The organism is Jeotgalibaca ciconiae (genome assembly GCF_003955755.1).
Taxonomy (GTDB): Bacteria; Bacillota; Bacilli; order Lactobacillales; family Aerococcaceae; genus Jeotgalibaca; species Jeotgalibaca ciconiae.
In genome coordinates this window covers 2,308,253-2,332,305 of the sequence record NZ_CP034465.1, presented here as the reverse complement: position 1 = coordinate 2,332,305, position 24,053 = coordinate 2,308,253, and the positions used below count along the sequence as shown (strand labels likewise).

The window sequence follows — 24,053 nt, the reverse complement described above, 5'->3', positions numbered from 1 at the left end:
AGATTCATTAAACACTCAACTTCCCGATTTATTCTTCGCTGGAATTTTCTTCAGCTTGGTTGTTGCCGGTGTTTTCTACATCCTGATTATTTGGGAATGGTGTAAAATAAACGCCTACTTCCATATCAATAATCCCTTTTTTATCTTCAAGCTCTTCCAATATTTCAGGATAATAAATAATTTTATCAGCAAAATCATTCAAATTTGCTTTTACTCGATTTCCATCATTCATATGTAAAGTAATGGCATACGGGTTTTCTTCTGTTCCAGCAAAACCAATTTCCGAAATGCTGTTTTGAATTTCTTCATTTGTTTTCCTAAACTCAGAAATAAATTGATTCAAGACAGGCCCTAGTTCAAAACGGGTCAATAATGGTTTATTTCCTAAAGGAACAGTATATTCATCAAGTAAAATCGTCCCATTTTCTAACACACTCTGATACCGATTGCCGTTATCAATGTACGCAATGGTCGTAAAATCTTCCACATTTACTAAAATGTCATGCACTCCTTGCAAGTGAACTTCAGCCTTCTTTATTTGAGGAAGCGCTCCTTGAATTTGTGCTTCAATTGTCTGTTGATTTGTAAGCGTGCCAATTACGGTTTGTTTCTTTGTAATTTGACTCGCTTCAAGAATTAATTGTTCAGGAACAATTGTATTTCCTTCGATATATACTTCATTTACCTTTCCATATGGAGAAAGTAAATAACCTGTGCCCATTAAGCCAAGCACAAAAAAAGTATAAAGTAACAAATAATGATTCTTTTTTGTATGTTGTTTTTTATTCTCTGAACTTGTATTCTTTTTTACTGTTTTGTTTCCATCTTGAGAAGCTGCATATTCAGCTTGCGCTTTTTCCAGCTCTGTCAGTTCCCTTTTTTTCTGCTTGGCTTTGTTAAAACCTTGAAACACCGATCCACACCTCCTCAAAATAGTGTCCATCTTTCTAATCATTCCTTATTCTATCGTAAGATAGACACTTTTTGTTGTTAGTATTGTTTCGTTCCTTTTACATTATCATTTCATTATCGAACGGACTACATCCATTAAACGATCTGCCGCATCAGGAACACCCAATTCTTTCGCTTTTTCTGCCATATCATTTCTTTTTTCTGGGTTCGTAAGTAAAGAGTCAATCAATGAAAACAAGCTTTTCTCATTTAAATCGACCTCTTCAATAATTTCTGCAGCTGAATTTTTGGACAGACTTTGTGCATTCTTCAATTGATGATTGTTTGTCACATATGGACTTGGTATCAAGATACTTGGAATGCCAAGAGCTGTTAATTCGGTTAACGTTGTTGCACCACTGCGACAAGCTACTAAGTCAATACTATTGAATAATGCCGGCATCTGTTCTACGTAAGGCACAACTTTCACATTGGTCACGGCAGGGACTAAGGCTTCAATTTGTTTTTTTATCTTTTCATAATGAATATCACCCGTTATTAATAAGGCTTGATAAGGTTTTCCTGCAAAAGATGAAGCAGCATCAACTAATGACTGGTTGATTTTTTCAGCCCCTCGACTGCCGCCGAATATTAATACAGTCGGAAGGTCTTCTTTTAATTGATAGTTCGATAAAGAAGTTTTTTCAGTAATACTAACTACTTCTTGAGCACGTGGATTCCCTGTATAGATCACTTTATCAGCATACTTTTGAAAATCATTACGTGCATCTTCAAAACAAAGACAAATTTTATCCACGTATCGTGCTAAAAATTTATTTGTAACACCTGCAACTGAATTTTGTTCATGAATAATAGACGGAATACCTAGACGAGAAGCAGCATATAAAACGGGAGCACAAACATATCCACCGGTTCCGACCACAACATCGGGTTGAAACTCTTTAATGATTTTCTTTGATTTTGAAATGCTCGTAGCCATTAAGAAAAGTGTTTTAAGATTGTCTAGTGAAAGAGAGCGTCGCAATCCTTGTATTTCGACTGATTGAAACGGAACCCCTGCTTTGGGAACAATCTTACTTTCAAGCCCGCGATCAGTGCCTATGTATAAAAATTCTGCATGGGGATATTGTTCCTTTATTCGTCTAACTAATGCTAGCGCAGGGTAAATATGTCCTCCTGTTCCACCGCCTGATAATAATATCTTCATAAATTTAAGAGCTATTTCAGCTCTCCACCTCTTTCCATTTTTAATCTGCTTTCAATTCTTGGACGGCGTGAATGTATAAATCACCACGAACTTCGAAGTTTTTATATTGATCCCAACTGGCACATGCCGGAGATAATAAAATAACATCCTCTTTTTCACTGATTCGATAACTTTCGGCAACAGCTGTTTCTACGTTTTCAGTCAGTTTGATAATCTTAATAGCTGCTTTTTCAGCTGTCTCTTGCAACTTTTCTTTTGTTTCACCGAAAAGAATCATGGCTTTTACCTTATCTAAATAAGGGATTAATTCGTCAAAAGAATTACCACGGTCTAATCCACCAGCAAGCAAGATAATTTCGTTGTTTGGAAAGCTTTCTAAGGCTGTTTTTGTAGCAACTATATTTGTTGATTTAGAATCGTTATAGAAACTTCTACCATTTATTTCTTTCACGAATTGAATGCGGTGCTTCACTCCGCCAAATTGGGATAACGCTTCATGAATGATATCATTTTCAATCCCTTTTAATTTAGCCACAGCTATAGCTGCGAGGGCATTTTCAATATTATGAAGACCCGGAACATGGATATCTGAGATAGGCATGACAGACGCCTCGTTGAAGTAAATCATGTCATCTTTCAGATAAGCACCGTTTTTTATTTCTTCCTTACGAGAAAACGGAACTATTTTTGCTTTCGTGTTTTTAGAAAGTTCTCTTAATTCTTCTTGGTCCCAGTTCAAAATTAAATAATCATTTTCCGTTTGATTTTCCGTTATCCGCCATTTGGCTTCCACGTATGCATCTCTTGTTCCATGATAGTCGATATGGGCTTCGGTAATGTTTGTGATAACTGCAATACTTGGATGCATTTCATCAATTCCCATTAATTGGAAACTGGATAACTCCATCACAATGTCGTCATCCTTCGTTGCTTCTTGTGCAATAGCTGCGGCAGGAATACCGATGTTTCCTGCTTTATACGCTTTGCCTGCCGGACGTTTATAATCCAGTAATTCATGAATCATTGTAGTCGTTGTTGTTTTCCCGTTTGTTCCTGTGACACCTATCAGATCAGCTTCCATTACTTCAGCAGCCAACTCAACTTCCGTTAAAATAGGAATTGCCAGCTCCGTTGCTCGCTCCAGCATTGGATTGGAATATGGAATACCAGGATTTTTAATGATGTAAGCAAAACTTTCATCTAACAACTCGACCGGATGATATCCTGCAATTACACGAATACCGGATGCAACAAGTTCTTGTGCATCCGGATTATTTTCTAACTCTTTTGCATCGTTCACCGTTACAAAAGCACCGAGTTTCAGCAACAATTTTGCTGCGTGAAACCCGCTTAGTGCCAAACCGAGAACCAATACTTTTTTATTTTCATAACGTGTTTGTCTGATCATTTTTTTACCTCCATCACAAAACTAGTAAAAGACCAATAATTGCTGCAATTAGTCCTACCAGCCAGAATGTGATTACTACTCGCCACTCACTCCAACCACTCATTTCAAAGTGATGATGAATGGGACTCATTTTAAAAATTCTTTTTCCACGTAACTTGAAAGAACTTACTTGGAGAATCACGCTTGCTGTTTCAATAACAAAAATAAGCCCAATAATTAATAAACTCCATTCTTGGTGAAGAGACAAAGATACAACAGCAAGTCCTGCACCTAACGCTAGTGAACCCACATCTCCCATAAAGATTTTTGCCGGCTTTTTATTAAAAATAAAGAATCCAACTAAACCGCCAATAATCGTTAAACAAAACAATAAGATTTCTGTTTGACCTTGGACATGAGCGATATAGGCATAGGCTGCATAAGCGATACTTGCTGTTCCTGCAACTAAGCCATCTAATCCATCTGTTAAATTGACAGCGTTAGAAAACCCTGTAATCCATATGATTGTAAAAGCAGCAAAAAACAGCCAATTTTCAACTTGTCCAATAAATGGAACGGTAATCAGTGGTGCTTTGCCACTTAAGTAAAACAGGATGACAAAGATTCCTGAACCTACTAGTTGAGCGATAAATTTTTGTTTAGAGGTTAGTCCTTCGTTTTGCTTTTTGAAGATTTTTATAAAATCATCCCAAAAACCAATTGCAGCAAAAAATAGTAAGGCAACCAGTAACATAATCGTTGTATAGTTAAATACCTTTTGCCACACAGCGGTAACAATGGTAATCAAGATAGCTGCAATAATAAATACAGCTCCTCCCATAGTGGGAGTTCCACTTTTTGCTTCATGCCATAAAGGTCCTTCTTCTCTTGTCGTCTGGCCAAATTGGCGTAACCGAAGATAACCAATGAAAATTGGCAAGATGCTGATTGTCAGAGCAAAGCTAAAAGCAGAGGGGATCAGCATTTCTGTCCAGTGCATGTTATTCCTCCTTGAATGTTGACAGGTTTTGGTCAGGAGATGAATAAAGGTCTCATCTCCTAATCCGTTAGCCATTATATCGCAACATTTCCTATTCTAAATTAATTTTAATAGATTCTTCAACATTTAATAATGAGCCTTCTGATTTTTCTTGATAGACTACGTAGCCATCTCCTTCAAATTCGAAAGAAACTCCTGTTAATTCAGATATTTTCAGAACATCATCTTTTGACCAACCACGAACATCTGGCATGGTCATCGCGCCTTCCGTCATCAAAATCACCTTTTGATTAAACAATGCTTGCGTTTCATTGTATGGGAATTGCTGGACAATTCTACTGCCACTGCCGATTACGCTAACAGATGAAAAACCAATTTCTTCTAAATTTGCTACTGCTTCCTCTTTTGATAGGTTGGTTACTTTGGGAATTGCGGCTTGTTTCTTTGTTCCTTCCGATTCTGTTCCAAGCTCATCATAAGCAACCGCACGAGTCATCATTGGATTAAACACATCCGTCAAATAATCAACAAAATTCTTCTGTTCATTATTCTTCGGCATTTTTAAGGTAACGTATAAAATATAACTTGGATCTTCAATAGGAGCGAAGCCAACTGCAGAATATAGATACTCATTAGTTCCTGTATAATATTTCCCGGATTCTGGATCTACTAATTCTGCTGTTCCTGTTTTGACACCAACTTTGGCATTATCAATGGAATAAGCAGTCGCTGTTCCATAATCTTCGTAGACAACGGTTGTTAAATATTCTAGAACAGTTTGAGCAGTTTCCTTTGTAATAGGCGAAGAAGTTTCTTGTGGTTGAATTACTTCTTCTTCATTAGTAACTGGATCAACAATTTTGTGAATATAATTGAGCTTCATCGTTTTTCCATCATTTGCAATCGATGTAAAAGCTTGAACCAATTGAAAGGGGGTGATGGTTACCCCTTGTCCAAATGTTGTATTAGCTTTCTCCAACGGGTAACTGTAATTATAAGCCCCTGTCGCTTCATTCGCTAATCCAGATTCAGTGGAAGTACTAACTCCAAAAGCATGCATGTATTCTTCCCAGACATCATATCCCATTTCTTGGACGAGTTTCACTACCATTACGTTACTTGAACGACCGAAACCTTCTAAATATGAAATCTGTCCCCAACCAGTCAGATTGTAATCATGGATGGTTCCACCCTCCACTTCAATCTCACCAGATGAATAGGTATCATATGGACGAAAAATACCTTCATTAATTGCTGCAGCAATTGTCAGAATTTTGAAAGTAGAGCCAGGTTCAAATGGTTCTTCTATCAGCAAATTCTGCCATTTGGAATCAATTCCTTCCATTGTTGTGGCATTAAAAGTCGGACGCTGAGTGGCTGCCATAACAGCCCCCGTTTTTGGATTTACTAACATCGCGACCATTTCTTCCGGTTCTGCTTCTTCGTATACTTTTGTCATAAGTGTTTCCAAATATGTTTGCAAACGCATATCAAGCGTCAAATAAATTTCTTTCCCGTCTATTGGTTCTTCCAAAACAACTTCTGTTCCTGGAATGCCGTAACCTTCTGAATCTTTTTGATCACTCACTTTTCCATCTTGACCATTTAAAATATCATCGTATGCTTCCTCAATACCCATCATTCCGACTAAACGATTTTTTTCTGCATCTTCCGTTTCAGTGTCAACCGCTGCGTAGCCTACTAAATGAGAAGCGAAGATTCCGTTTGGGTATAGACGGGAAGGTGTTTCTTCGAAAAAGATTCCCGGCAGTTTTTCTGCTTCAATATCTGCCTTTGTTCCATAGGTTAAATTGGTACCTGCTAAGCCAAATTCAACTTGATCCACTCCTTCTTGATTCAAGAGCGATAGAATTTCGCTTTTTGACATACTAATATGTTTAGAGAGTGCTTCAGCTGTTTCTTCTTTTTCAATAATATGCTGTGGATTTTCCTTGTCCTGACTCCATTTATCAGTTAAAACAGCCACTAACGAATAAGAAGTAGCATCCATGGCAATAGGATTACCACCGATATCATAGATGGTCCCTCTTTTTGCGGGTAGGATGCTACTTCTGGAATACAAGTTATCAATCTGTTCGCTTAAATTTACGCCATCTACCTTTTTCGTTAACATAATTGTTGAAAAGCGATAAACAAACACAAGAAACGTTAATCCCGTTAGCAGCATCATGATTTTAGTCATTATACGACGGTTCTTTTGCGGGTTGTTCTTATCTTTCATTCGATTACATTCCTTATGTTGGTTTCGTTCATTTCCAAACCTAATTCTTGCGCTATTTCCATAATCCGGTTATAGCGTGAAAGTTCTTGAACTTCTTGGCTCAAATTATTATTTTCTGTTGATACAGCGACATTTGTATTTTGCAAGTCTTGAAAACTTCTATTTTGATTGGAAATCATTACTTGAGTGATTAAACTAGAAAATACTAATATAATTGCAGAAATCCCCATCAACGTCATCGTAATCATTTCTTTTTTTGTTACTACTCTTGTTTTTTGTTTTGGCCTGACTATCTCGGGAGACTTTGGCTCTTGTAACGGCTGCGGGTTATGATTCGGTTGTATTTGGTTATAGGTAGACTCTGCATATTCTGGTGTTGCCAAATATCCCACTCCTTCTTTAACTGCTAAATAAAACTAGCCTTCTTATTCATTTAACACGCTCGATAACTCGTAACTTTGAGCTTTGAGAACGCCTATTTTCATTTAATTCATTTTCCGATGGCAAAATTGGTTTGCGGTTGATTAAGCGGAAATCTGCTTCAATTTCTTGTGGAAGTACCGGTAAATTCGGTGGTACATCTAAAACAGAAGAGGCTTCCTTAAACATAACTTTTACGATTCGATCTTCCAATGATTGGAACGTAATCACACTGATTCGTCCGCCCACCGCTATTATTTCCAAGGCATCTTCCAGTGAATCGGAAATTGCAGAAAGTTCATCATTAACAGCAATCCTTAGTGCTTGGAAAATTCTTTTCCCAGGATGTCCACCTTTTCTTCGAGCCGGTGCCGGAATGCTTTCCCGGATAATATCGACCAGCTCTCCCGTTGTTACAATCGGCTGTTTCTCTCTCTCTCTTTCGATTCTTCTAGCAATCTGTTTGGAAAATTTTTCTTCTCCGTACCGGAAAAAAATTTTTATTAATTCTTCGTAGGACCATTCGTTCACAATGGTTTTTGCAGTTAATTCTTGTTCTTGATTCATTCTCATATCTAAAGGGGCATCAAAACGATAACTGAATCCTCTTTCAGCTTCATCAAGCTGGGGAGAAGAAACACCTAAATCATATAAAATACCATCGACAGATTGAACATTTCGATTTTCTAATTCTTCTTTTAAATAACGAAAATTCTCTTTAATTAACGTAACCTGTCCTTTTTCAATATAAGGGGCTAACTCTTTTTTTGCATTTTCAATCGCAATTCGATCCTGATCAAAGGCATAAAGATGACCGCCTTCAGTTAATTGCTCTAATATTTTACGACTGTGGCCAGCTCCACCTAGCGTGCAATCAACGTATACACCATCTGGTTTAATAGCCAGTCCTTCGATTGACTCTTCTAAAAGGACACTATAATGTTCAAATTCAGTCATGTTTTCACCTACAATCCAAAATCAATCATATTTTCAGCGATATCTTCAAATGAATCCTCTGCCATATCCGCAAATTCTTCCCATTTCGCATTACTCCAAATCTCAACACGATCAGATACACCTACGATACGACATTCTTTTTCAATTTTTGCATAATCAACTAATGTACTTGGGATATTAATTCTTCCTTGTTTATCTATTTCTGCTTCTACTGCTGCAGAATAGAAGAAACGAACGAATGAACGCGCATCTTTTTTCGAAAGTGGTAATTGTTTTAGTTTTTCTTGAAGTATTTCCCATTGCTCCATTGGATAGCCGAATAAACATCCATCTAACCCTCTTGTGAGGATGAAAGACTGACCAAGCTCCTCACGAAACTTAGCAGGCATAATAATCCGCCCTTTTGCGTCCATATTATGTTTATATTCGCCAATCAGCATGAGAAATCACCCCACTTTACAATATGAATTTAGTCTACCACAATCCCCCACTTCCCACCACCTTTTATCCAAAAAATGGTAAAAAAAAATCTTTTGATGGTATTTCCCGATTTTTTGATCAATAATCCTCTTTTTTGGAATGCACGATACAGTGTTTAAGACTGGCCTGCTCCACAAAAAAAAGCCCCGCAATTGGAGTATCTTACTCTAAAATGGACCCTATAGAATGGACACTAAAAAAAGTGCCCTTCTATAGGGTTTGTTTTTGTATACTTATGAATAGAGGAAAATACGTTAACGTTTGAATTGAAGTAGTATTGCTCCATTCATTAAACCACAATTCATATTAACTGCACTACGTGCAGAAAGGAGCCGCTAAATGTCAAAGTTAATTTTTACATCGGAACAAATTCGAGTTTTGAGAAGAAATCCGTACGTTAAAAATGTATCAGAGAAAAGCATTACTTATTCCGATGAATTCAAACGCCATTTTGTTTCAGAATCATTGGATTCAAAAACGGCTAAACAAATATTTATTGAAGCAGGATTTGATCCGGAAATGCTTGGTGAAAGCCGGATAAAAGCATTCGCTAAGAAATGGCGAAAAAGATATCGTGATAATGGTGTTTTGGCATTGAAAGACACTCGACAAAACCGTTCAGGCAGACCGCGAAAGACTGAACGAACACCTGAACAACAAATTGAAAAGTTACAAGCTAAAATTTCATTATTAGAGCAGGAAAATGAATTGTTAAAAAAATCAGAATGGAGCGAAAGGAGGCTAGAAAACAGCGAAAAGACTAGTGAAACCTTCGCAAGAATCCATAAAATGAAAACAGATGGTTCATACACAGGAACGATTATAGATGCATGTGAAACGCTGGAGGTTTCTCGCTCAGGTTATTACAATTATTTAAAGGGCTTAGCCCAGAGAAACGTACGAGAAGAGGAAGATCAAGCTTGGAGAATCCAAATTGAAAACGCCTATAGCTACCGTGGTTACAAGAAAGGCTCTCGTAGTATTGTCATGTATTTCAAGAATATTCTAGGAATGACAGTCAATCGTAAAAAGGTCCAGCGCTTGATGAGGAAATTTCATATTTTCTGCCCCATTCGTAAAGCGAACCCCTATAAGAGAATGGCGAAAGCTACCAAAGAACACCACACTGTTGAGAATAAATTGGAGCGTCAATTTGTCCAAGGAATAGCTCATAAAGTTCTCTTAACTGATATCACTTATTTACCTGGAGCCAATGGATTTATGGGTTATTTGTCGACCATTAAAGACGGCACGACGAAAGAGATACTCGCTCACTATGTATCTGATAACCTAAAACTAGCTATCTCATTAACTACCATTGATGTATTAATGAGCGCCCACGGCGCAACGTTACACAAAGATGCCTTTATCCATTCAGATCAGGGCGTGCACTATACGAGTCCTAAATTCCATAAGAAGTTGGCGGATAATGACTTAGGACAGTCCATGTCTAGAAGAGGTAATTGTTGGGACAACGCTCCTCAAGAGTCGTTCTTTGGTCATTTGAAAGATGAAATGGAGTATAAAAGTTGTGTCCATTTAGAAGAGTTACGAGCAATAGTAGATGATTACATAGACTACTATAATAATGAACGCGGACAATGGAACCTAAAAAAATTGCCTCCTGTTCATTACAGGGAGCAATTTTTATCGGGTGTTGCATAAGGTCTTTTTTTTAATGTCCTTGACACAGGGTCCATTTCACTCCAATTGCGGGGCTTTTTTATAGACTAGGGGATTATAAGTTCAGCCATCAATGTCTAGCTCCCAAGTCCTGACCTAATGAAAAAAAGATAAATTTGCCCCATTGCGCGCTTCGCTGCTCGCTAACGCATATCATTCGACTAACCCGCTGAAGCGTGAAGTCTCCTGACAATTCAGGGTCAAATTTCCTATTTTTTCATAGGCCAAGGCGGACTTGTCCGCTTTTCTTATTTTTTAGTATTGTTAGATATGCATCAATGCCAGAAATGATAAGGTCATTATTTTTGTCTTTACTTACTCATTTCTTCCAATTGAAAATGGATTGTTTCCATTGCTTGCAACAACGCTTCTGCTGTATCCAAGGAAGTCAAACACGGAATATTGTTTTCTACTGCCTCACGACGAATCAAAAATCCATCAGTCTCACTCGACTTTCCAGCTGTCATCGTATTGATGACCAAGTTGATACGGCCATCGCGGATAGCATCTAGAATATTATTGCTGTTTTCATTGATTTTTTCAATGACATCGACTTTAATATTTTCGGCTTCCAAAGCTTTACCCGTCCCGGTCGTCGCAACAATATGATACCCTAACATGATCAATCGTTTTACTAACGAAATAAGTTCTCCTTTATCCTTGTCAGACACTGTCATTAATGCCGTGCCATATTCAGGCACATGGATACCAGATGCAATAAACCCTTTGTATAATGATTTCGGCAGATCGATGTCTTTCCCAATGATTTCCCCCGTAGACTTCATTTCTGGTCCTAACACTGTATCGACCTTCTTAAGTTTGTTGAAACTGAAGACAGGCATCTTCACATATACGTTAGGCTTTAGTGGAGCCAGCCCTGTTGTGTACCCCATGTCCTTTAATTTCAACCCTAGAATTCCTTTTGCAGCCAACTTCGCCATCGGAATCCCCGTTACCTTGCTCAAGAAAGGGATTGTCCTGCTTGCGCGGGGATTTACTTCGATAATATAGACTTGGCCGTCACTGATGACAAACTGGATGTTCACTAGTCCGACCGTTTTCAGTCCCTTGGCTACGCGAATGGTGTAGTCTTCAATCGTTTGAATCAATTCAACCGACAGATTTTGTGGTGGATATACAGCAATCGAATCCCCAGAATGGACGCCAGCCCGCTCGATGTGTTCCATGATCCCCGGAATTAAAACCGTTTCACCATCACAGATTGCATCAACTTCCAATTCTTGTCCAATCAGATAATGATCGACCAATATTGGACGTTCTGGGCTAGCTATGACTGCTTCTCCCATATACTTCTCAAGATCGATTTGATTGTATACGATTTGCATTGCCCGTCCTCCCAATACATAGGATGGACGCACTAATACGGGATAACCGATTTCATTTGCTACAGCCACCGCTTCTTCAACAGTCACAGCTGTTTTGCCGGGCGCCTGTGGAATATCCAAGTCACGCAACAACTGCTCGAACAACTTACGATCTTCAGCCCGGTCCAAGTCTTCCAAGCTCGTGCCGAGGATTTTCACACCATGTTTTACTAATTTTTCAGCTAAATTAATGGCTGTTTGACCTCCGAACTGCACAACAACTCCTAAGGGTTGTTCCAAATCAATAATAGCCATCACATCTTCTTCGGTCAGCGGCTCAAAATACAATTTATCTGAGACCGAGAAGTCTGTCGAAACAGTCTCTGGGTTATTATTAATCACGATTGTCTCGTAACCGGCTTCCTGAATCGCCCAGACTGCATGCACCGTTGCGTAATCAAATTCGACTCCTTGTCCAATACGTATCGGACCTGAACCCAATACAATGACCTTTTTGCGTTCACTTGGAAAAGATTCCTGCTCCATTTCATAGCTGCTATAGAAATACGGCGTGAAGGATTCAAACTCACCCGCGCAAGTATCCACCATTTTGAAAACAGGGACAATCCCATTTTCTTTGCGTAACTCATAGACATCTTCTGAAGGCATATTCCAAAATTCCGCAATGATTTCGTCACTAAAACCGTATTTCTTGGCTTCTCTTAGAATCTCAAGATTTTTCGGTTCGGCTGCCGCTACTTCCTTTTCCAAGTCAATGATGTGCTTTAATTTGTACAGGAAGAAATAATCAATCTCGCTCCATTCATGGATTGTTTTCGGTGTTACTCCCTGACGCAACGCTTCGCCTAAATAGAAAATTCGTTCATCGCAGGCGAAACGAATATTTTTTTCGATCTCTTCCATCGTCACAAGCTGTCCATGGTCTTTAGGCAAAGATATGTGGTTGACACCGTATTCCAACGAACGAATTGCTTTTAGCATGGATTCCTCAAAGGTTCGTCCCATAGCCATGACTTCACCAGTCGCCTTCATTTGTGTTCCTAGACTGCGATCACCCTTTTCGAATTTGTCAAACGGAAAACGCGGGATTTTGGTCACTATGTAGTCCAAAGTCGGTTCGAATGCGGCATAAGATGTACCCGTCACTGGGTTCTTCATCTCATCCAAAGTCAAGCCAACAGCTATTTTTGCTGCCATCTTTGCAATCGGATAGCCAGTCGCTTTGCTCGCCAATGCTGAAGAGCGGCTGACACGAGGGTTCACTTCAATGATGTAGTAGTCGAACGAATACGGATCCAATGCCAACTGGACATTGCAGCCTCCTTCAATTTTTAAAGCACGAATAATCTGCAAAGAAACATTGCGCAGCATTTGATGTTCCCTGTCCGTCAAAGTTTGAGATGGTGCGACAACAATCGAATCGCCCGTATGAACTCCAACCGGATCAACGTTTTCCATATTGCAGACAACAATCGCATTGTCATTGCTGTCACGCATCACTTCGTATTCAATTTCCTTAAAGCCAGCAATCGACTTTTCCAATAAACATTGGGTTACCGGTGAATATCGCAAGCCGTTCGCCACAATCTCACGCAAGTCGGCTTCATTGTAACAGATACCGCCTCCGGTCCCTCCCATCGTGAAAGCAGGTCGAACAATCAATGGGTAACCGACTTTAGCTGTGAAAGCCAAAGCTTCCTCTACCGTATGGACGATATCGCTCTCTGGGACTGGCTGGTTCAGTTCTGCCATTAATTGACGGAACAAGTCACGGTCTTCAGCCTGTTGGATGGAACTCAACTTTGTACCCAGTAATTCAACATTGAAGTCTTCCAAGACACCTGCTCGATCCAGTTCCACTGCCATATTTAAACCGGTCTGTCCGCCTAACGTTGGCAATAATGCATCCGGACGTTCTTTACGGATGATATTGGTGATGAAATCTAAAGAGAGTGGTTCCATATAAACTTTATCCGCAATTTCGACATCCGTCATAATTGTGGCAGGGTTCGAATTGACCAAGATAACTTTATATCCTTCTTCTTTTAAAGCCAAGCACGCCTGTGTTCCAGCGTAGTCAAATTCTGCTGCTTGCCCGATGATGATTGGTCCTGAACCAATTACTAGAATCGTTTGAATATCTGTACGTTTAGGCATGTTGTTTTCCTCCTTGAGCAGTTTTCATCATATTGATAAAATGATCAAACAAATCATTCGAATCATGCGGGTCGGGCGATGCTTCAGGGTGATACTGAACCGAAAAAATCGGTTTTTCTTTATGCTTAATGCCTTCATTCGTTCCATCGTTCAAAGCACGATGACTTACAATTAAATCGGTTTGTTTCAAACTATCTTCATCTACAGCATAGCCATGATTTTGGCTCGTAATGCTGATTTTTCCATTTTCAAGGTCCTTGACCGGATGGTTTGCGCCCCGATGTCCAAATTTTAATTTATAGGTAGTTGCACCGCTAGCCAACGAAATCAATTGGTGTCCAAGACAAACACCAAACATCGGTAAATTTTCTTGTGCAATCAGTTGCTTGATTGTTTCAATCGCTTCCGGAACAGATGTCGGATTTCCAGGTCCGTTACTCAACATAATACCTTGTGGTTTGTAGGCCAAAATTATCTCAGCACTCGTATTCCAAGGAACCACGATAACTTCACAGTCTCTTTTCGATAATTCTACAAGGATGTTATCCTTGGAGCCAAAATCCAGCAATATAACACGTGGTCCATCACCAGGAAATTGCTTGATTTCCTTTGATGAATTCAATTGAATTTCATCAACTGGCAATTGATAGACCTTCAACGATTCGACAATTTCATCCAATTTATCGGCATTATCTACCAATGTGCCGCGCATTGTACCACTACTGCGAATCTTTCGTGTGATGCTGCGTGTATCCACACCGTAGATTCCGGGTACATCAAAATCCTTTAAAGCTTCATCCAACGTTTTAGTAGATCGGAAATTACTTGGATGTTCCGCCAATTCATGAACGACCATTCCTTTCAAACCTGGATACACACCTTCATAGTCATCTTCATTGATGCCATAATTTCCGATTAACGGATAGGTAAAAGTAATAATTTGACCTGTGTAGGAAGGATCCGATAAGGTTTCTTGATAGCCTGTCATCCCTGTGTTAAATACGATTTCTCCAATCGCATCTTTTGTTGATCCGAATGCGTACCCCGGATAACAACTGCCATCTTCTAATACTAAAAATCTACGTTGTTTCATGTTCTTCCTCCCGATTTTTGATTGTCAAGGTATATCTCCCAGGCTTGAATGAAAAGCAGAAAACAAAAAACACACCTGGTATGGGCGTGTTTCAACGGTTGTCTACATTAATCGTTTCACATGCCTTGTTAGCCTCTCTGTGCTAAATTAAAGACCCTTTAGCCAAATACTGTATCTCGTACAGCATTGTGCATGTTGTTTATTTTAAAATATTTAAAAGAAATTTTCAATTTATTTCCTCTAAAAATGAAAAATAAATGTGAGATTTAATCAACCCCTCTTTTTGATAAAAGAAATTTTGTACAAAAAACCTTCTTCTGGTCTTAACCAAAAAAAGGAGGAAATTACTATTTGAATTATTTTTCGTAAAGTTTTACTGATAGTTGAATTGCTTCTCGATAAACATTTACAAGTTGAGAACCTATTTTCTCAATATCGCGTTCTTCAACATTTTTTAAGCTCTGTTCCGTTAAACGCGGCAACTCACCTTTTATAATTCCTTGTATTAATTTTATAAATTCTTCGTTTGTCTTTCCTTTATAGACATCCTTCATGTGCAGGTACTCTTCATATATGGGGATATCTCTAATCAAACAAGTTTGTCTCATTGCCATGGCTTCGAGAAGAACAATCCCTTCCGTTTCTTCGTAAGTTGGAAAAAAGAACAAATCAGATCCAGCATATGCCTCTCGTAATTTCTCAGGAGTAACATAACCGGCAAAGATTAAATTAGGCAGCTCTGTATGAACAGCATTTCTAATCTCTTTTGGAACTTGTTTTAAATCCAAATAACCAAACCAAATGAATTGATATTCTGGCATTTTTTTAGCTATTTCGACAAAATCAAGCAAGCCTTTTCTTTTGATATAGAGACCAACCGACATAATTACTTTATCTGAATCAGAAAATCCATATTCCTTACGAAAATTGCATCTCATCTCGGGATTTTGTTGATAGTAAGAAAGATTAATCCCATTTGAGACAGGGTAAATGGGTTTTGTTACACCGGATTGTTCCAATAATCTTTTTGCATATGGCGTTGGAGTAATCACTACATCTCCATGATTGTAGCAATAAACAATCCATTTTCTAAACAGCGGCGAAAAGAAATTTGAAAAAAGAAAAGAATTACGAAAATCTTCTTCTGTAGAGTGTCCGTGGTAAATTACCGGAACTCCTCTTCTTCTCATACGTTTCGCCAGCAGCAAGGATTTTAAAAAGTATGTATTGATGTGCACGCAATCAAATGAATCAGTTCTTTCTGTCGTAAACGATACTCCACTAAAAGTTAATGCTTGCTTTTGATGATCAATCGCTCTACCTAGTCCAGATTTATGAATCCACTTCATCCCTTCTGAATATAAAAGAACTTTCATAACTTTCCACCTTCCTTCCACTAATAATCTGTGTTCAATTATCAGCCATGCAAAATTTGAAAAATACGAGCAACGACGATTCCATAATATGTTAAAAAGCCAAGTACAAAAGCAGCTTTAAGAAATATGGAAAACAGTTTAGCTGTCGTTAAATTTCTTTTAGAAAAATCAAAATATAAAGTTAATAGAAGCCCTACGAAAAAAGCAGCAAGTAAAAAATGCGGTAATAAACTATAGGTAAGTAATCTGACACTAAGAAAATGGATTCCTAATAGTAAGATGGGTAAAGTTGCATCTGATACAGCAAGTTTGAATTTTTTATATTGTAAATAAGGCTTGAAAAAAAACGTTAATAAAATAATTTCAATAATCGGAAAAACATATAAAAATATTTCAAATGAATCAATATTTTTCAATAAAAACACCCCTTCCATTAACTATCCTTATTCTACCTTTTATTATAATAGATAATACCGACCAAAGTCTTATTTTTTTAGAAAAGCGGACAAGCCCATTTTGTCCTGCAGCGAAGCTCGCTAGGATAAACGGAGATTAACCTCTGGATTGGGCTCCCCTCGTTTCCACACTTCCTTCTAGATTCAAAAAGATGGCTATTAAAGGAAAACAGGGTATTTAAATCCACCCTTTCCTTGATATCCATCACTTATCAGGGAAAGCTAGCCATAAAAATCAAGTCTTTCCTTGATAAACTGCTTTTATCAGGGAAAGTGGACAAATTATCGGGTCCTTTTATCTGATAAAAGACAAAATAAGAAAAGTGAATACGCGCGCTTTTTCTCCTAAGAAAACAAAAAAACCGAGGATTGGTTATCTCTCGGTTGAATCGTTATGGAATTACGCTTCGTTTGATACTACTTCTTTGCCGTCATAATGACCACATGAAGCACAAACGTGGTGGCTTTTCTTAAGTTCACCACAATTTGGACAAGCATTCAATCCTGGTACTTCTAGTTTAAAATGAGTACGTCTTCTAGCTTTACGTGCTTTAGATGTTCTTCTTTTAGGTACTGCCATTTCCTTACACCTCCCCATAATGTTGCTGCATAAACAGCAGGTCGAACTTTATTCCTCTTTTTCTTCGTCTTCCAGGAGAGCTTTCAATTCCGCTAAGCGAGGATCTACTTGTTCTTCCTTTTGTTTCGCCCTTTTTTGCTGATAATCGTCTTCTGAAACGACTGACCAATCTGCCCCTTGAGGCAGTTCACTTGAGCTAAGCTCTTCTTCCGTGAAAATTTGTACCGGAATATTTAAGAGAATCATATCTTCAATGGCAGGAATTAAATTCACTTCATTGTTTTCAATCGGAATAACGATATCGTTTAATTCTTCCGACGTTTCATAAGATTCTTCATCTTCCACATACGTTTCAAAGATTGGCACACTCATTGAGACTTCTACCGGCTCCAATGAACGAGACGAAGGCAGGGTGATCGTATAATCGATCTGGAAATTGGCAAGTACTGATCGATTTTCATATAGTAGAAAACCAGTTGCTTTAATATCTGAAACTGCCAGGATTTCTCTATCCCTTTTCATCAGTGACTCTTCACGGTTTACTATTTCAGTAAAATGTAACGGTTCACCACGATGTTCTTGGATTTCTTTTAAGGTCCACTTCATTTCCTTCACCCCTAAAATAACAAATTGAATTATACTAGTGAAAAAATTGTTTGTCAATGTATTTTCCTTTACATGCTATAGAAAAGTTTTTAATTTACTAACTTTTGACAATTGGTGTACGGGTATAATTTTGTTCAGACTGCTTTAACCCCAAGCCAAATTGATAAATTTGGTCGGACTGAATTTCTATTGATAATTCATTACGATTTTTTTGGGAAATATTTGTATAAAACATCCGTTCTTTTTCTTTTTTCAACATGCGTAAATATTCTCTTCCTTTTTCCGTGAATCCTAGAACCCGCACAGCCGGTTCATTGTCAAAGAAAATGGATATATCTTGCCTTTGAATATTCAATAACACATATATAGACAACCTTTGTAACCTTACCCAAGACCACCGTTTGTTTTTTACAAGTTCAATAAAATTTTGATAAGAAGTAGCGATAGAAGCAAATTTCTTTAGACGGTATTCGATGCCCTCTTCCATTTGATAAATCAAACGAAGATTCTCTAGGCTCTCCACTAACAAACGATATCGCAGAAAGGGCCAATATGCTTCCCAAGCAACCGGCTCTAATTCTAACAGTTTATCTGCGCTTGAAGCTGGAATCCATCTTGAGATATCCTCAGAAGAATCCTTTGAAGTAAGTAATTGCCGAATGGCTGTTCCACTTGCAAAAGAAGCTTCTTTATTTATCGCTTCTTTATTTATCGCTTCTTGATGATTCGCTCCCTTACGTTGGATAACAATTGGTTTCATGGGTTGAGGATACAGCTGGTTTTCTTTCATATAGCTGATTCCAAGCTGGCTGTTTGCTCCCCAAAAAGCTGGAAACAAAAAACGTTGTCCTAAAACACTCTCAATTGCATCCGTCATCTGTGACGCATAGTTGCGACCATCATTCCGGAAATTTTGAAAGATGCTATCAATTTGTTTTTCCTTTTCAAGCAAGACGTCGGTTACCCGAATAAACTCTTCCGTTGTTCCTTCTTCTGCTCCAAAAGAAAAATAATCACAATCAAGCTCCTGTAATAAACGAATGCCTGCTTTTGCGAATAGATCGGTTGATTGAACACTTCCTAAAACAGATTGTTCAACGACCAAATCGGCACCGTTTTCTAAAGCTGTTTCCGCTCGTAACCATTTGTCTGCAATCGCAGGTTCTCCTCTTTGAGTGAAATTTCCACTCATGACCACAATCATTACATCGCTGCTTGTTTTCTTGCGTGCCTCTTGTATCTGATAAGCATGACCATTATGAAAAGGATTATACTCCGCAATAATACCGCAACTTCTCATACAACCGCCTTCTTCCTATCCTCACAAGTTTACTTTCTCGCCACAAAAAACCAGCGGGTCGTAGTTTCAGTTACTTCCTCTTTGCCAAAGTCAGCTTTTACTTCTACGCTAGTAAAACCAGCTTTCTTTAACAATCTTTGGTAAACATCTATTGAGAAAGAACGTTCTTCATGGACTTCTTGCATTCGTTCATAACGACCGTCTGCTTCTTCAACAAAAAACGTTAAAACATGCTCCACAGAATTTTCTTGTTCGCCAAGGAAACTTTCCCATAAGAAAACTTCCTCTTCTTCTTGATAGATATATTGATATCCCGGGAATATTTCATTCATTTGATACAACGAATGGACATCAAATAAAAATGTCCCACCCATACAAAGGTTTGCATGCACACCCTGGAATACTTGCAGCAATTCTTCTTCCTCATGTAAATAGCACAAGGAGTCCGAAAAACAAGTGACCATATCAAAGTTCTGGATGAACGGTAAATCACGCATATCTCCCTGCATCAACTGAATGGTTACATCCTTTTGTCCCATACGGTCATAAGCTAATGATAGCATATCATCAGACAAATCAAAACCAGTTACCGTATGTCCTTTTTCAGCCAACTTTGTAGCAATAATACCAGTGCCGCAAGCTAACTCCAAAATTTCCAAGGATTGTCTTTCTCCATGATATTTTGCTTGATATTGCCGAACAAATGACAACCAGTCATCGTATACAGATTGATCCATTACTTTATCATAAAAATTAGAAAAAATTTGATAACTCATTATTCACTTACCATACCGCTGATATCAACAAGTGGTGCATCGCTCCAAAGTTTTTCCAAGTTATAATAAGAACGGTCACTGGAACTGAATACATGAACAATAACATCTGTTAAATCTAACAATGTCCAACTTCCTGAATCTTTTCCTTCTTGGTTTTTAATAGCAATTTTGTTTTTATGAGCAGCTTCAACTATTCCATCGATGATTGCTCCCATTTGACGTTCGTTTCGGCCATTCATTACAACGAAATAATCCCCAAGAGATGTCAATCCGCGTACATCTAACACCATAATATCTTCTGCTAATTTATCATCCGCCGCTTTTACGACAACTTCTAAAATTTCTTCACTATTCAAAATATTGTTTCCTCCTATTTGTTTATCCATGCATTGTATACAAAAAGAGTTTCTGGATAGATTTTTACCCGCTTTTGTACCAAGTGGATGAGCGTTTGGGTAATTTTATAGATAACTGCTTGATTCAAATCTTCAAAAGCTAGTTCGCGCGCTTCCTCGACTCCTGGAAAAGTTCGTCCTTCTTCTACATAATCAGCAATGAATAGAATCTTGCTGAGCAAAGTCATCTCCCTGCCGCCAATTGTATGTTGAGAAATCGCAGATAGAATAGCTGCATCTACAATACCAAACGTCTTCTCTGCATAGTAAGAGCCTGCAGGCCCATGCCAAATTTGACTACCATACTCCAGTAATTCTGCTTGTAAATCTCCATTATCAACCAATCGTTTAATGGTGTCTTTATCAACATCTTTCGCATAATCATGTAAAATAGCAGCAAGACTGCAAGCTTCTTTATCAGCTCCATACTTCTCGGCTAAAGCAATGGCACAGCTTTCTACTCGCAGTATATGCTCATAGCGAGCAGGAGTGATTTTTGTTTGAACTTCCTTTAAGATAGCTTCTCGAGACCAGCCTGTATAGTGGTTGGAATAAAGCATATTTTTATCATTCATCAAGATAAAGCCCTTCTTCCTTAATATATTGCTCTACACTTTCGGGAACAATGTACCGTAACGACCGTCCAGACTTTACCATACTTCTTATTTTTGTTGAGCTGATATCAATCTTTGGAGCATCCACCCAGATGATTGGATAAGGACTGTGGTTAGGATACCCTGGGCGCACCACTCCTACAAAATGCACCAACGATACTAACTCATCAATTCTTTCCCATTTCGGTAAATACTCCACCATGTCGCCGCCGATAATAAAATAGTAATCCGTATCGGGATTTTCTTCTATCAACTGCTTCATCGTATCGATTGTGTAACTCTTGCCGCCCCGTTCTAATTCTATCGTCTCAATCTCAAACAAATCATTTCCTTCAATCGAGCGTTTCACCATTTGTGCGCGATGTTCCCCTTCAATAAATGGCTTTTCATCCACATGAGGCGGTTCAGCATCGGGCATAAAATAGACTTTATCCAAAGCAAGTTGCTGCCCAACTTGTTGGGCAATGATCAAATGTCCTAAATGCGGAGGATTGAAAGTTCCACCAATAATTCCTACCCGTTTTCGGCCAGAAATCATTTCTTCGGGTTTCGTTTCTTCAACCACAATAATATCCGTTAAAAATTGAACATCAAACAATTTGACCATAACTTCCTATTCCACCTTTCTTGCAAGAAAATAAGATTAAATTCTTTTTACTAATTCAGAAATTCGTTGATTTTTTTCTTTTGATGACTCACGGAAAAAGATGATTGTTTTACCGATTTGTTGTACAACGACCGCACCAATACGATCAGCGACTTCAGCAGCAACGTCAGCTGGTACTTCGTCTGTATTTTGCAGTAAATTAATTTTGATCAATTCTCTTTTTTCTAAGGCCTCATCAATTTGTTTAATAATTTCATCTGACAAACCACCTTTTCCAATTTGAAAAATTGGTTGTAAGTGATGTGCTTCTTTCTTCAAAAATTGTTTTTGCTTTCCTCTTAATTCCATTATGAACCTCTTCCTCTATATAATTTGTTGTCTGATAACGACGTCAACGCCTTCAGGAACCCATGCAGCAACTTTCCCCGGATTTTGGACTGCTACCCAGCCCAGCCCTGAGAAAACGATATCCGATGGTTCTTTTACGTTAAATTCTTTTCTAACAAGCGGTGGAAAATCATTGATATCTTTTTCGTTTGGCGGTTGTAGTAATCCACCTTTGTGTTTCTCATAAAAGTCAGTTGCCTTTTCAAGCTTCGTACGGTGGATTTTCAGCTCATTTGCAAAGTAGCAAGTAAAGGATGACCGATTTCCCTCAACGAAGTCAAAACGTGCGACAGCTCCCATAAACAACGTTTGCTCGGGGTTCAATTGGAAAGTGACAGGCTTCATTTCCTTCTGCGGCGAAACGATATTTAAATCATTTGCCGTTAGTACATGAGCCATTTGGTGACGGTGAATAATTCCTGGTGTATCAATTAGGGCTGCACCATCATCTAAAGGAATACGAATCAAATCCAAGGTCGTTCCCGGAAAACGCGAAGTAGTAATGATATCTTCTTTATTTCCAGTTGCTGCTCGAATAATTTGATTCATAATAGTGGATTTTCCAACATTCGTAACCCCGACAACATAGACATCACGGCCATTACGATGCTGTTCAATCAGCTCTAATAACTCATCAATCTGTGTCGCTTTTTTCCCGCTTACAAGCGCAACATCAAAGGGACGTAATCCAGCTTGATGCGCTTGCTGCAACATCCAGTGTTTGACACGGGAATGTTTAATGGATCTCGGCAGTACGTCAACTTTGTTCCCTATCATTAAAACAGGGTTCGATCCTACAAAACGATGCAAGCCGGGAATCATACTCCCGTACATATCAAAAATGTCTACAACATTTACTACCAGAACATCTTGCTCCCCAATTTGACTCAGCATTGCCAAGAACTCATCATCCGTAGCTGAAACTTTTTCTAATTGGTTATAGTGGCGCAATCGGAAACACCTTTGGCAGTATAACTCTCCGGTTTCTTGTCCTTTTTTCAGAGCACTTGGAGGCGTATAGCCTCGCTCATTTTTATTTTCTGTTTGAATTTGAGCACCGCATCCAATACAATACAATTCTTCATTACCTAATTCTTGGATATTCTCTCTATTCAAGTCGTTTCCTCCATCTCATATTTGGATCATCTTTAAGTAGTTTTTTCATGATTATTCGTTCAAAAAAACGATTAATACGGGTATTCCACGCATCTGAATTCAATATAGGAATGACCAAAATCGTTCGAAGACCGATTCGATTCGCACCGAAAATATCTGTAATCAACTGATCTCCAATCATTACACAATCTTCAAGCGGCACCCCTATTTGTTCAGCTGCTTGAAGGTAGCCTTTTTTCAAAGGTTTTAATGCCCTTGGAATATAATGAAGTTTCAAATGCTCAGCGACTTTCTGCACACGGTCACCGCTGTTATTTGAAATAATCGTTACTGGAATATCATTTAGCTTCATTTCTTCTATCCAAGCAAGCAGTTCTTCCGTTCCTCCCGGATTATTCCAAGCGATCAATGTATTATCTAAATCACAAAACACCGCTTTTATCTGATGTTTTGCTAATTGTTCAGCAGAGACTTGATAAACACTCTCCACCATCCATACGGGCTTAAACTTTTTAAACATATTGACTCCTTCTCATAAAAAGAAGAGGTTTGGGACAAAAAAGATACTTGGCTCAAAAATTATACAACTATTTGAAGCCACATCCAACCTCATACTCTGTTATTTTATTGAATATGAACACATCATTTTACCTTAATTATATAAGAATAGCAAAGAAATACAAGAAAATAACAGAGTGCGATGAAATGCGGGAAGAAGTGAAGCACTGGAACGAAAAAGCGGAAGATGGTCAAAGACCGTCTGAGCTTTATTCGCGAAGTGGTCTCACTTCTGCATTTCAGAACACCTTTCGAACAGAGTGCGATGGAATGCGGGAGAATTCTCGTAAAGTTCAACTTTCCTGCCCCATCAAGTTGAACTTGGTCGTAAGACAATAACGACAAAAACATTATAAAAATTCTAATCCATAAAAAGAGCGGTTCACTATGAACCGCCCC

General features: G+C 38.4%; 24 protein-coding genes. 2 read left to right on the top strand and 22 right to left on the bottom strand.

What is annotated here, in order from left to right:
• Window positions 1–28: 28 nt before the first annotated feature.
• From EJN90_RS10830 to mraZ, 8 genes are all read right to left on the bottom strand, one after another.
• Window positions 29–913, bottom strand: coding sequence for a cell division protein FtsQ/DivIB (locus EJN90_RS10830; protein ID WP_164544070.1), 885 nt, complete (start codon window positions 911–913; stop codon window positions 29–31).
• Window positions 914–1,018: 105 nt separating this feature from the next.
• Window positions 1,019–2,119 (bottom strand): undecaprenyldiphospho-muramoylpentapeptide beta-N-acetylglucosaminyltransferase, encoded by a 1,101-nt coding sequence (gene murG, locus EJN90_RS10825; RefSeq protein ID WP_126111137.1) that lies wholly within the window; start codon window positions 2,117–2,119, stop codon window positions 1,019–1,021.
• A 40-nt stretch (window positions 2,120–2,159) separates the two neighbouring features.
• On the bottom strand, window positions 2,160–3,527 hold the full coding sequence (murD, locus tag EJN90_RS10820; protein ID WP_126111135.1) for a UDP-N-acetylmuramoyl-L-alanine--D-glutamate ligase: 1,368 nt from the start codon (window positions 3,525–3,527) through the stop codon (window positions 2,160–2,162).
• Window positions 3,528–3,540: 13 nt separating this feature from the next.
• The gene (mraY, locus tag EJN90_RS10815) at window positions 3,541–4,506 is read right to left on the bottom strand and encodes a phospho-N-acetylmuramoyl-pentapeptide-transferase (protein ID WP_126111133.1); all 966 of its coding nucleotides are present in this window, start codon (window positions 4,504–4,506) and stop codon (window positions 3,541–3,543) included.
• A gap of 91 nt (window positions 4,507–4,597) precedes the next feature.
• Complete coding sequence (locus tag EJN90_RS10810; protein ID WP_126111131.1) at window positions 4,598–6,748, bottom strand: penicillin-binding protein; 2,151 nt, start codon at window positions 6,746–6,748, stop codon at window positions 4,598–4,600.
• Window positions 6,745–7,131 carry a cell division protein FtsL gene (ftsL, locus tag EJN90_RS10805; protein ID WP_126111129.1) on the bottom strand — a complete coding sequence of 129 codons (387 nt, stop codon included), beginning with the start codon at window positions 7,129–7,131 and terminating at the stop codon, window positions 6,745–6,747. The genes EJN90_RS10810 and ftsL overlap by 4 nt, the downstream gene beginning before the upstream one ends.
• Before the next feature lie 46 nt (window positions 7,132–7,177).
• Complete coding sequence (gene rsmH, locus EJN90_RS10800) at window positions 7,178–8,125, bottom strand: 16S rRNA (cytosine(1402)-N(4))-methyltransferase RsmH (protein WP_126111127.1); 948 nt, start codon at window positions 8,123–8,125, stop codon at window positions 7,178–7,180.
• 8 nt (window positions 8,126–8,133) lie between these two features.
• Window positions 8,134–8,565, bottom strand: coding sequence for a division/cell wall cluster transcriptional repressor MraZ (mraZ, locus tag EJN90_RS10795; RefSeq protein ID WP_126111125.1), 432 nt, complete (start codon window positions 8,563–8,565; stop codon window positions 8,134–8,136).
• 379 nt (window positions 8,566–8,944) lie between these two features.
• On the opposite strand from mraZ, the gene EJN90_RS10790 reads away from it, so the two are divergent.
• The gene (locus EJN90_RS10790; protein WP_126109157.1) at window positions 8,945–10,270 is read left to right on the top strand and encodes an IS3 family transposase; all 1,326 of its coding nucleotides are present in this window, start codon (window positions 8,945–8,947) and stop codon (window positions 10,268–10,270) included.
• 329 nt (window positions 10,271–10,599) lie between these two features.
• Here the strand turns inward: EJN90_RS10790 and carB are convergent, their stop codons facing one another.
• From carB to EJN90_RS10720, 14 genes are all read right to left on the bottom strand, one after another.
• Window positions 10,600–13,791, bottom strand: coding sequence for a carbamoyl-phosphate synthase large subunit (gene carB, locus EJN90_RS10785; protein ID WP_126111123.1), 3,192 nt, complete (start codon window positions 13,789–13,791; stop codon window positions 10,600–10,602).
• Window positions 13,784–14,884, bottom strand: a complete 1,101-nt coding sequence (gene carA, locus EJN90_RS10780; protein ID WP_126111121.1) for a glutamine-hydrolyzing carbamoyl-phosphate synthase small subunit — start codon at window positions 14,882–14,884, stop codon at window positions 13,784–13,786. The genes carB and carA overlap by 8 nt, the downstream gene beginning before the upstream one ends.
• A gap of 356 nt (window positions 14,885–15,240) precedes the next feature.
• Window positions 15,241–16,260, bottom strand: coding sequence for a glycosyltransferase (locus tag EJN90_RS10775; RefSeq protein ID WP_126111119.1), 1,020 nt, complete (start codon window positions 16,258–16,260; stop codon window positions 15,241–15,243).
• A gap of 41 nt (window positions 16,261–16,301) precedes the next feature.
• Complete coding sequence (locus tag EJN90_RS10770; protein WP_164544069.1) at window positions 16,302–16,676, bottom strand: DUF3397 family protein; 375 nt, start codon at window positions 16,674–16,676, stop codon at window positions 16,302–16,304.
• Window positions 16,677–17,115: 439 nt separating this feature from the next.
• Window positions 17,116–17,295 (bottom strand): 50S ribosomal protein L32, encoded by a 180-nt coding sequence (gene rpmF / locus EJN90_RS10765; protein ID WP_126111115.1) that lies wholly within the window; start codon window positions 17,293–17,295, stop codon window positions 17,116–17,118.
• Window positions 17,296–17,343: 48 nt separating this feature from the next.
• Complete coding sequence (locus EJN90_RS10760; RefSeq protein WP_126111113.1) at window positions 17,344–17,901, bottom strand: YceD family protein; 558 nt, start codon at window positions 17,899–17,901, stop codon at window positions 17,344–17,346.
• A 97-nt stretch (window positions 17,902–17,998) separates the two neighbouring features.
• Window positions 17,999–19,201: a nucleotidyltransferase gene (locus tag EJN90_RS10755; protein ID WP_126111111.1), complete on the bottom strand. Its 1,203-nt coding sequence runs from the start codon at window positions 19,199–19,201 to the stop codon at window positions 17,999–18,001.
• A gap of 29 nt (window positions 19,202–19,230) precedes the next feature.
• On the bottom strand, window positions 19,231–19,977 hold the full coding sequence (locus tag EJN90_RS10750; RefSeq protein ID WP_126111109.1) for a class I SAM-dependent DNA methyltransferase: 747 nt from the start codon (window positions 19,975–19,977) through the stop codon (window positions 19,231–19,233).
• A complete protein-coding gene (rsfS, locus tag EJN90_RS10745) occupies window positions 19,977–20,333 on the bottom strand; it encodes a ribosome silencing factor (RefSeq protein ID WP_227872504.1) in 357 nt (118 codons plus the stop codon). Before rsfS ends, EJN90_RS10750 begins: the two co-directional genes overlap by 1 nt.
• 14 nt (window positions 20,334–20,347) lie before the next feature.
• Complete coding sequence (yqeK, locus tag EJN90_RS10740) at window positions 20,348–20,947, bottom strand: bis(5'-nucleosyl)-tetraphosphatase (symmetrical) YqeK (protein ID WP_126111105.1); 600 nt, start codon at window positions 20,945–20,947, stop codon at window positions 20,348–20,350.
• Window positions 20,940–21,593: a nicotinate-nucleotide adenylyltransferase gene (locus EJN90_RS10735; RefSeq protein ID WP_126111103.1), complete on the bottom strand. Its 654-nt coding sequence runs from the start codon at window positions 21,591–21,593 to the stop codon at window positions 20,940–20,942. The genes yqeK and EJN90_RS10735 overlap by 8 nt, the downstream gene beginning before the upstream one ends.
• A 36-nt stretch (window positions 21,594–21,629) precedes the next feature.
• A complete protein-coding gene (gene yhbY, locus EJN90_RS10730; protein WP_126111101.1) occupies window positions 21,630–21,941 on the bottom strand; it encodes a ribosome assembly RNA-binding protein YhbY in 312 nt (103 codons plus the stop codon).
• Between the two features lie 15 nt (window positions 21,942–21,956).
• Window positions 21,957–23,096, bottom strand: a complete 1,140-nt coding sequence (gene yqeH / locus EJN90_RS10725) for a ribosome biogenesis GTPase YqeH (protein WP_126111099.1) — start codon at window positions 23,094–23,096, stop codon at window positions 21,957–21,959.
• Window positions 23,089–23,616, bottom strand: coding sequence for a YqeG family HAD IIIA-type phosphatase (locus EJN90_RS10720; protein WP_126111097.1), 528 nt, complete (start codon window positions 23,614–23,616; stop codon window positions 23,089–23,091). Before EJN90_RS10720 ends, yqeH begins: the two co-directional genes overlap by 8 nt.
• A gap of 29 nt (window positions 23,617–23,645) precedes the next feature.
• On the opposite strand from EJN90_RS10720, the gene EJN90_RS10715 reads away from it, so the two are divergent.
• Window positions 23,646–23,993, top strand: a complete 348-nt coding sequence (locus EJN90_RS10715; protein ID WP_126111095.1) for a hypothetical protein — start codon at window positions 23,646–23,648, stop codon at window positions 23,991–23,993.
• The last annotated feature ends 60 nt before the right edge of the window (window positions 23,994–24,053 follow it).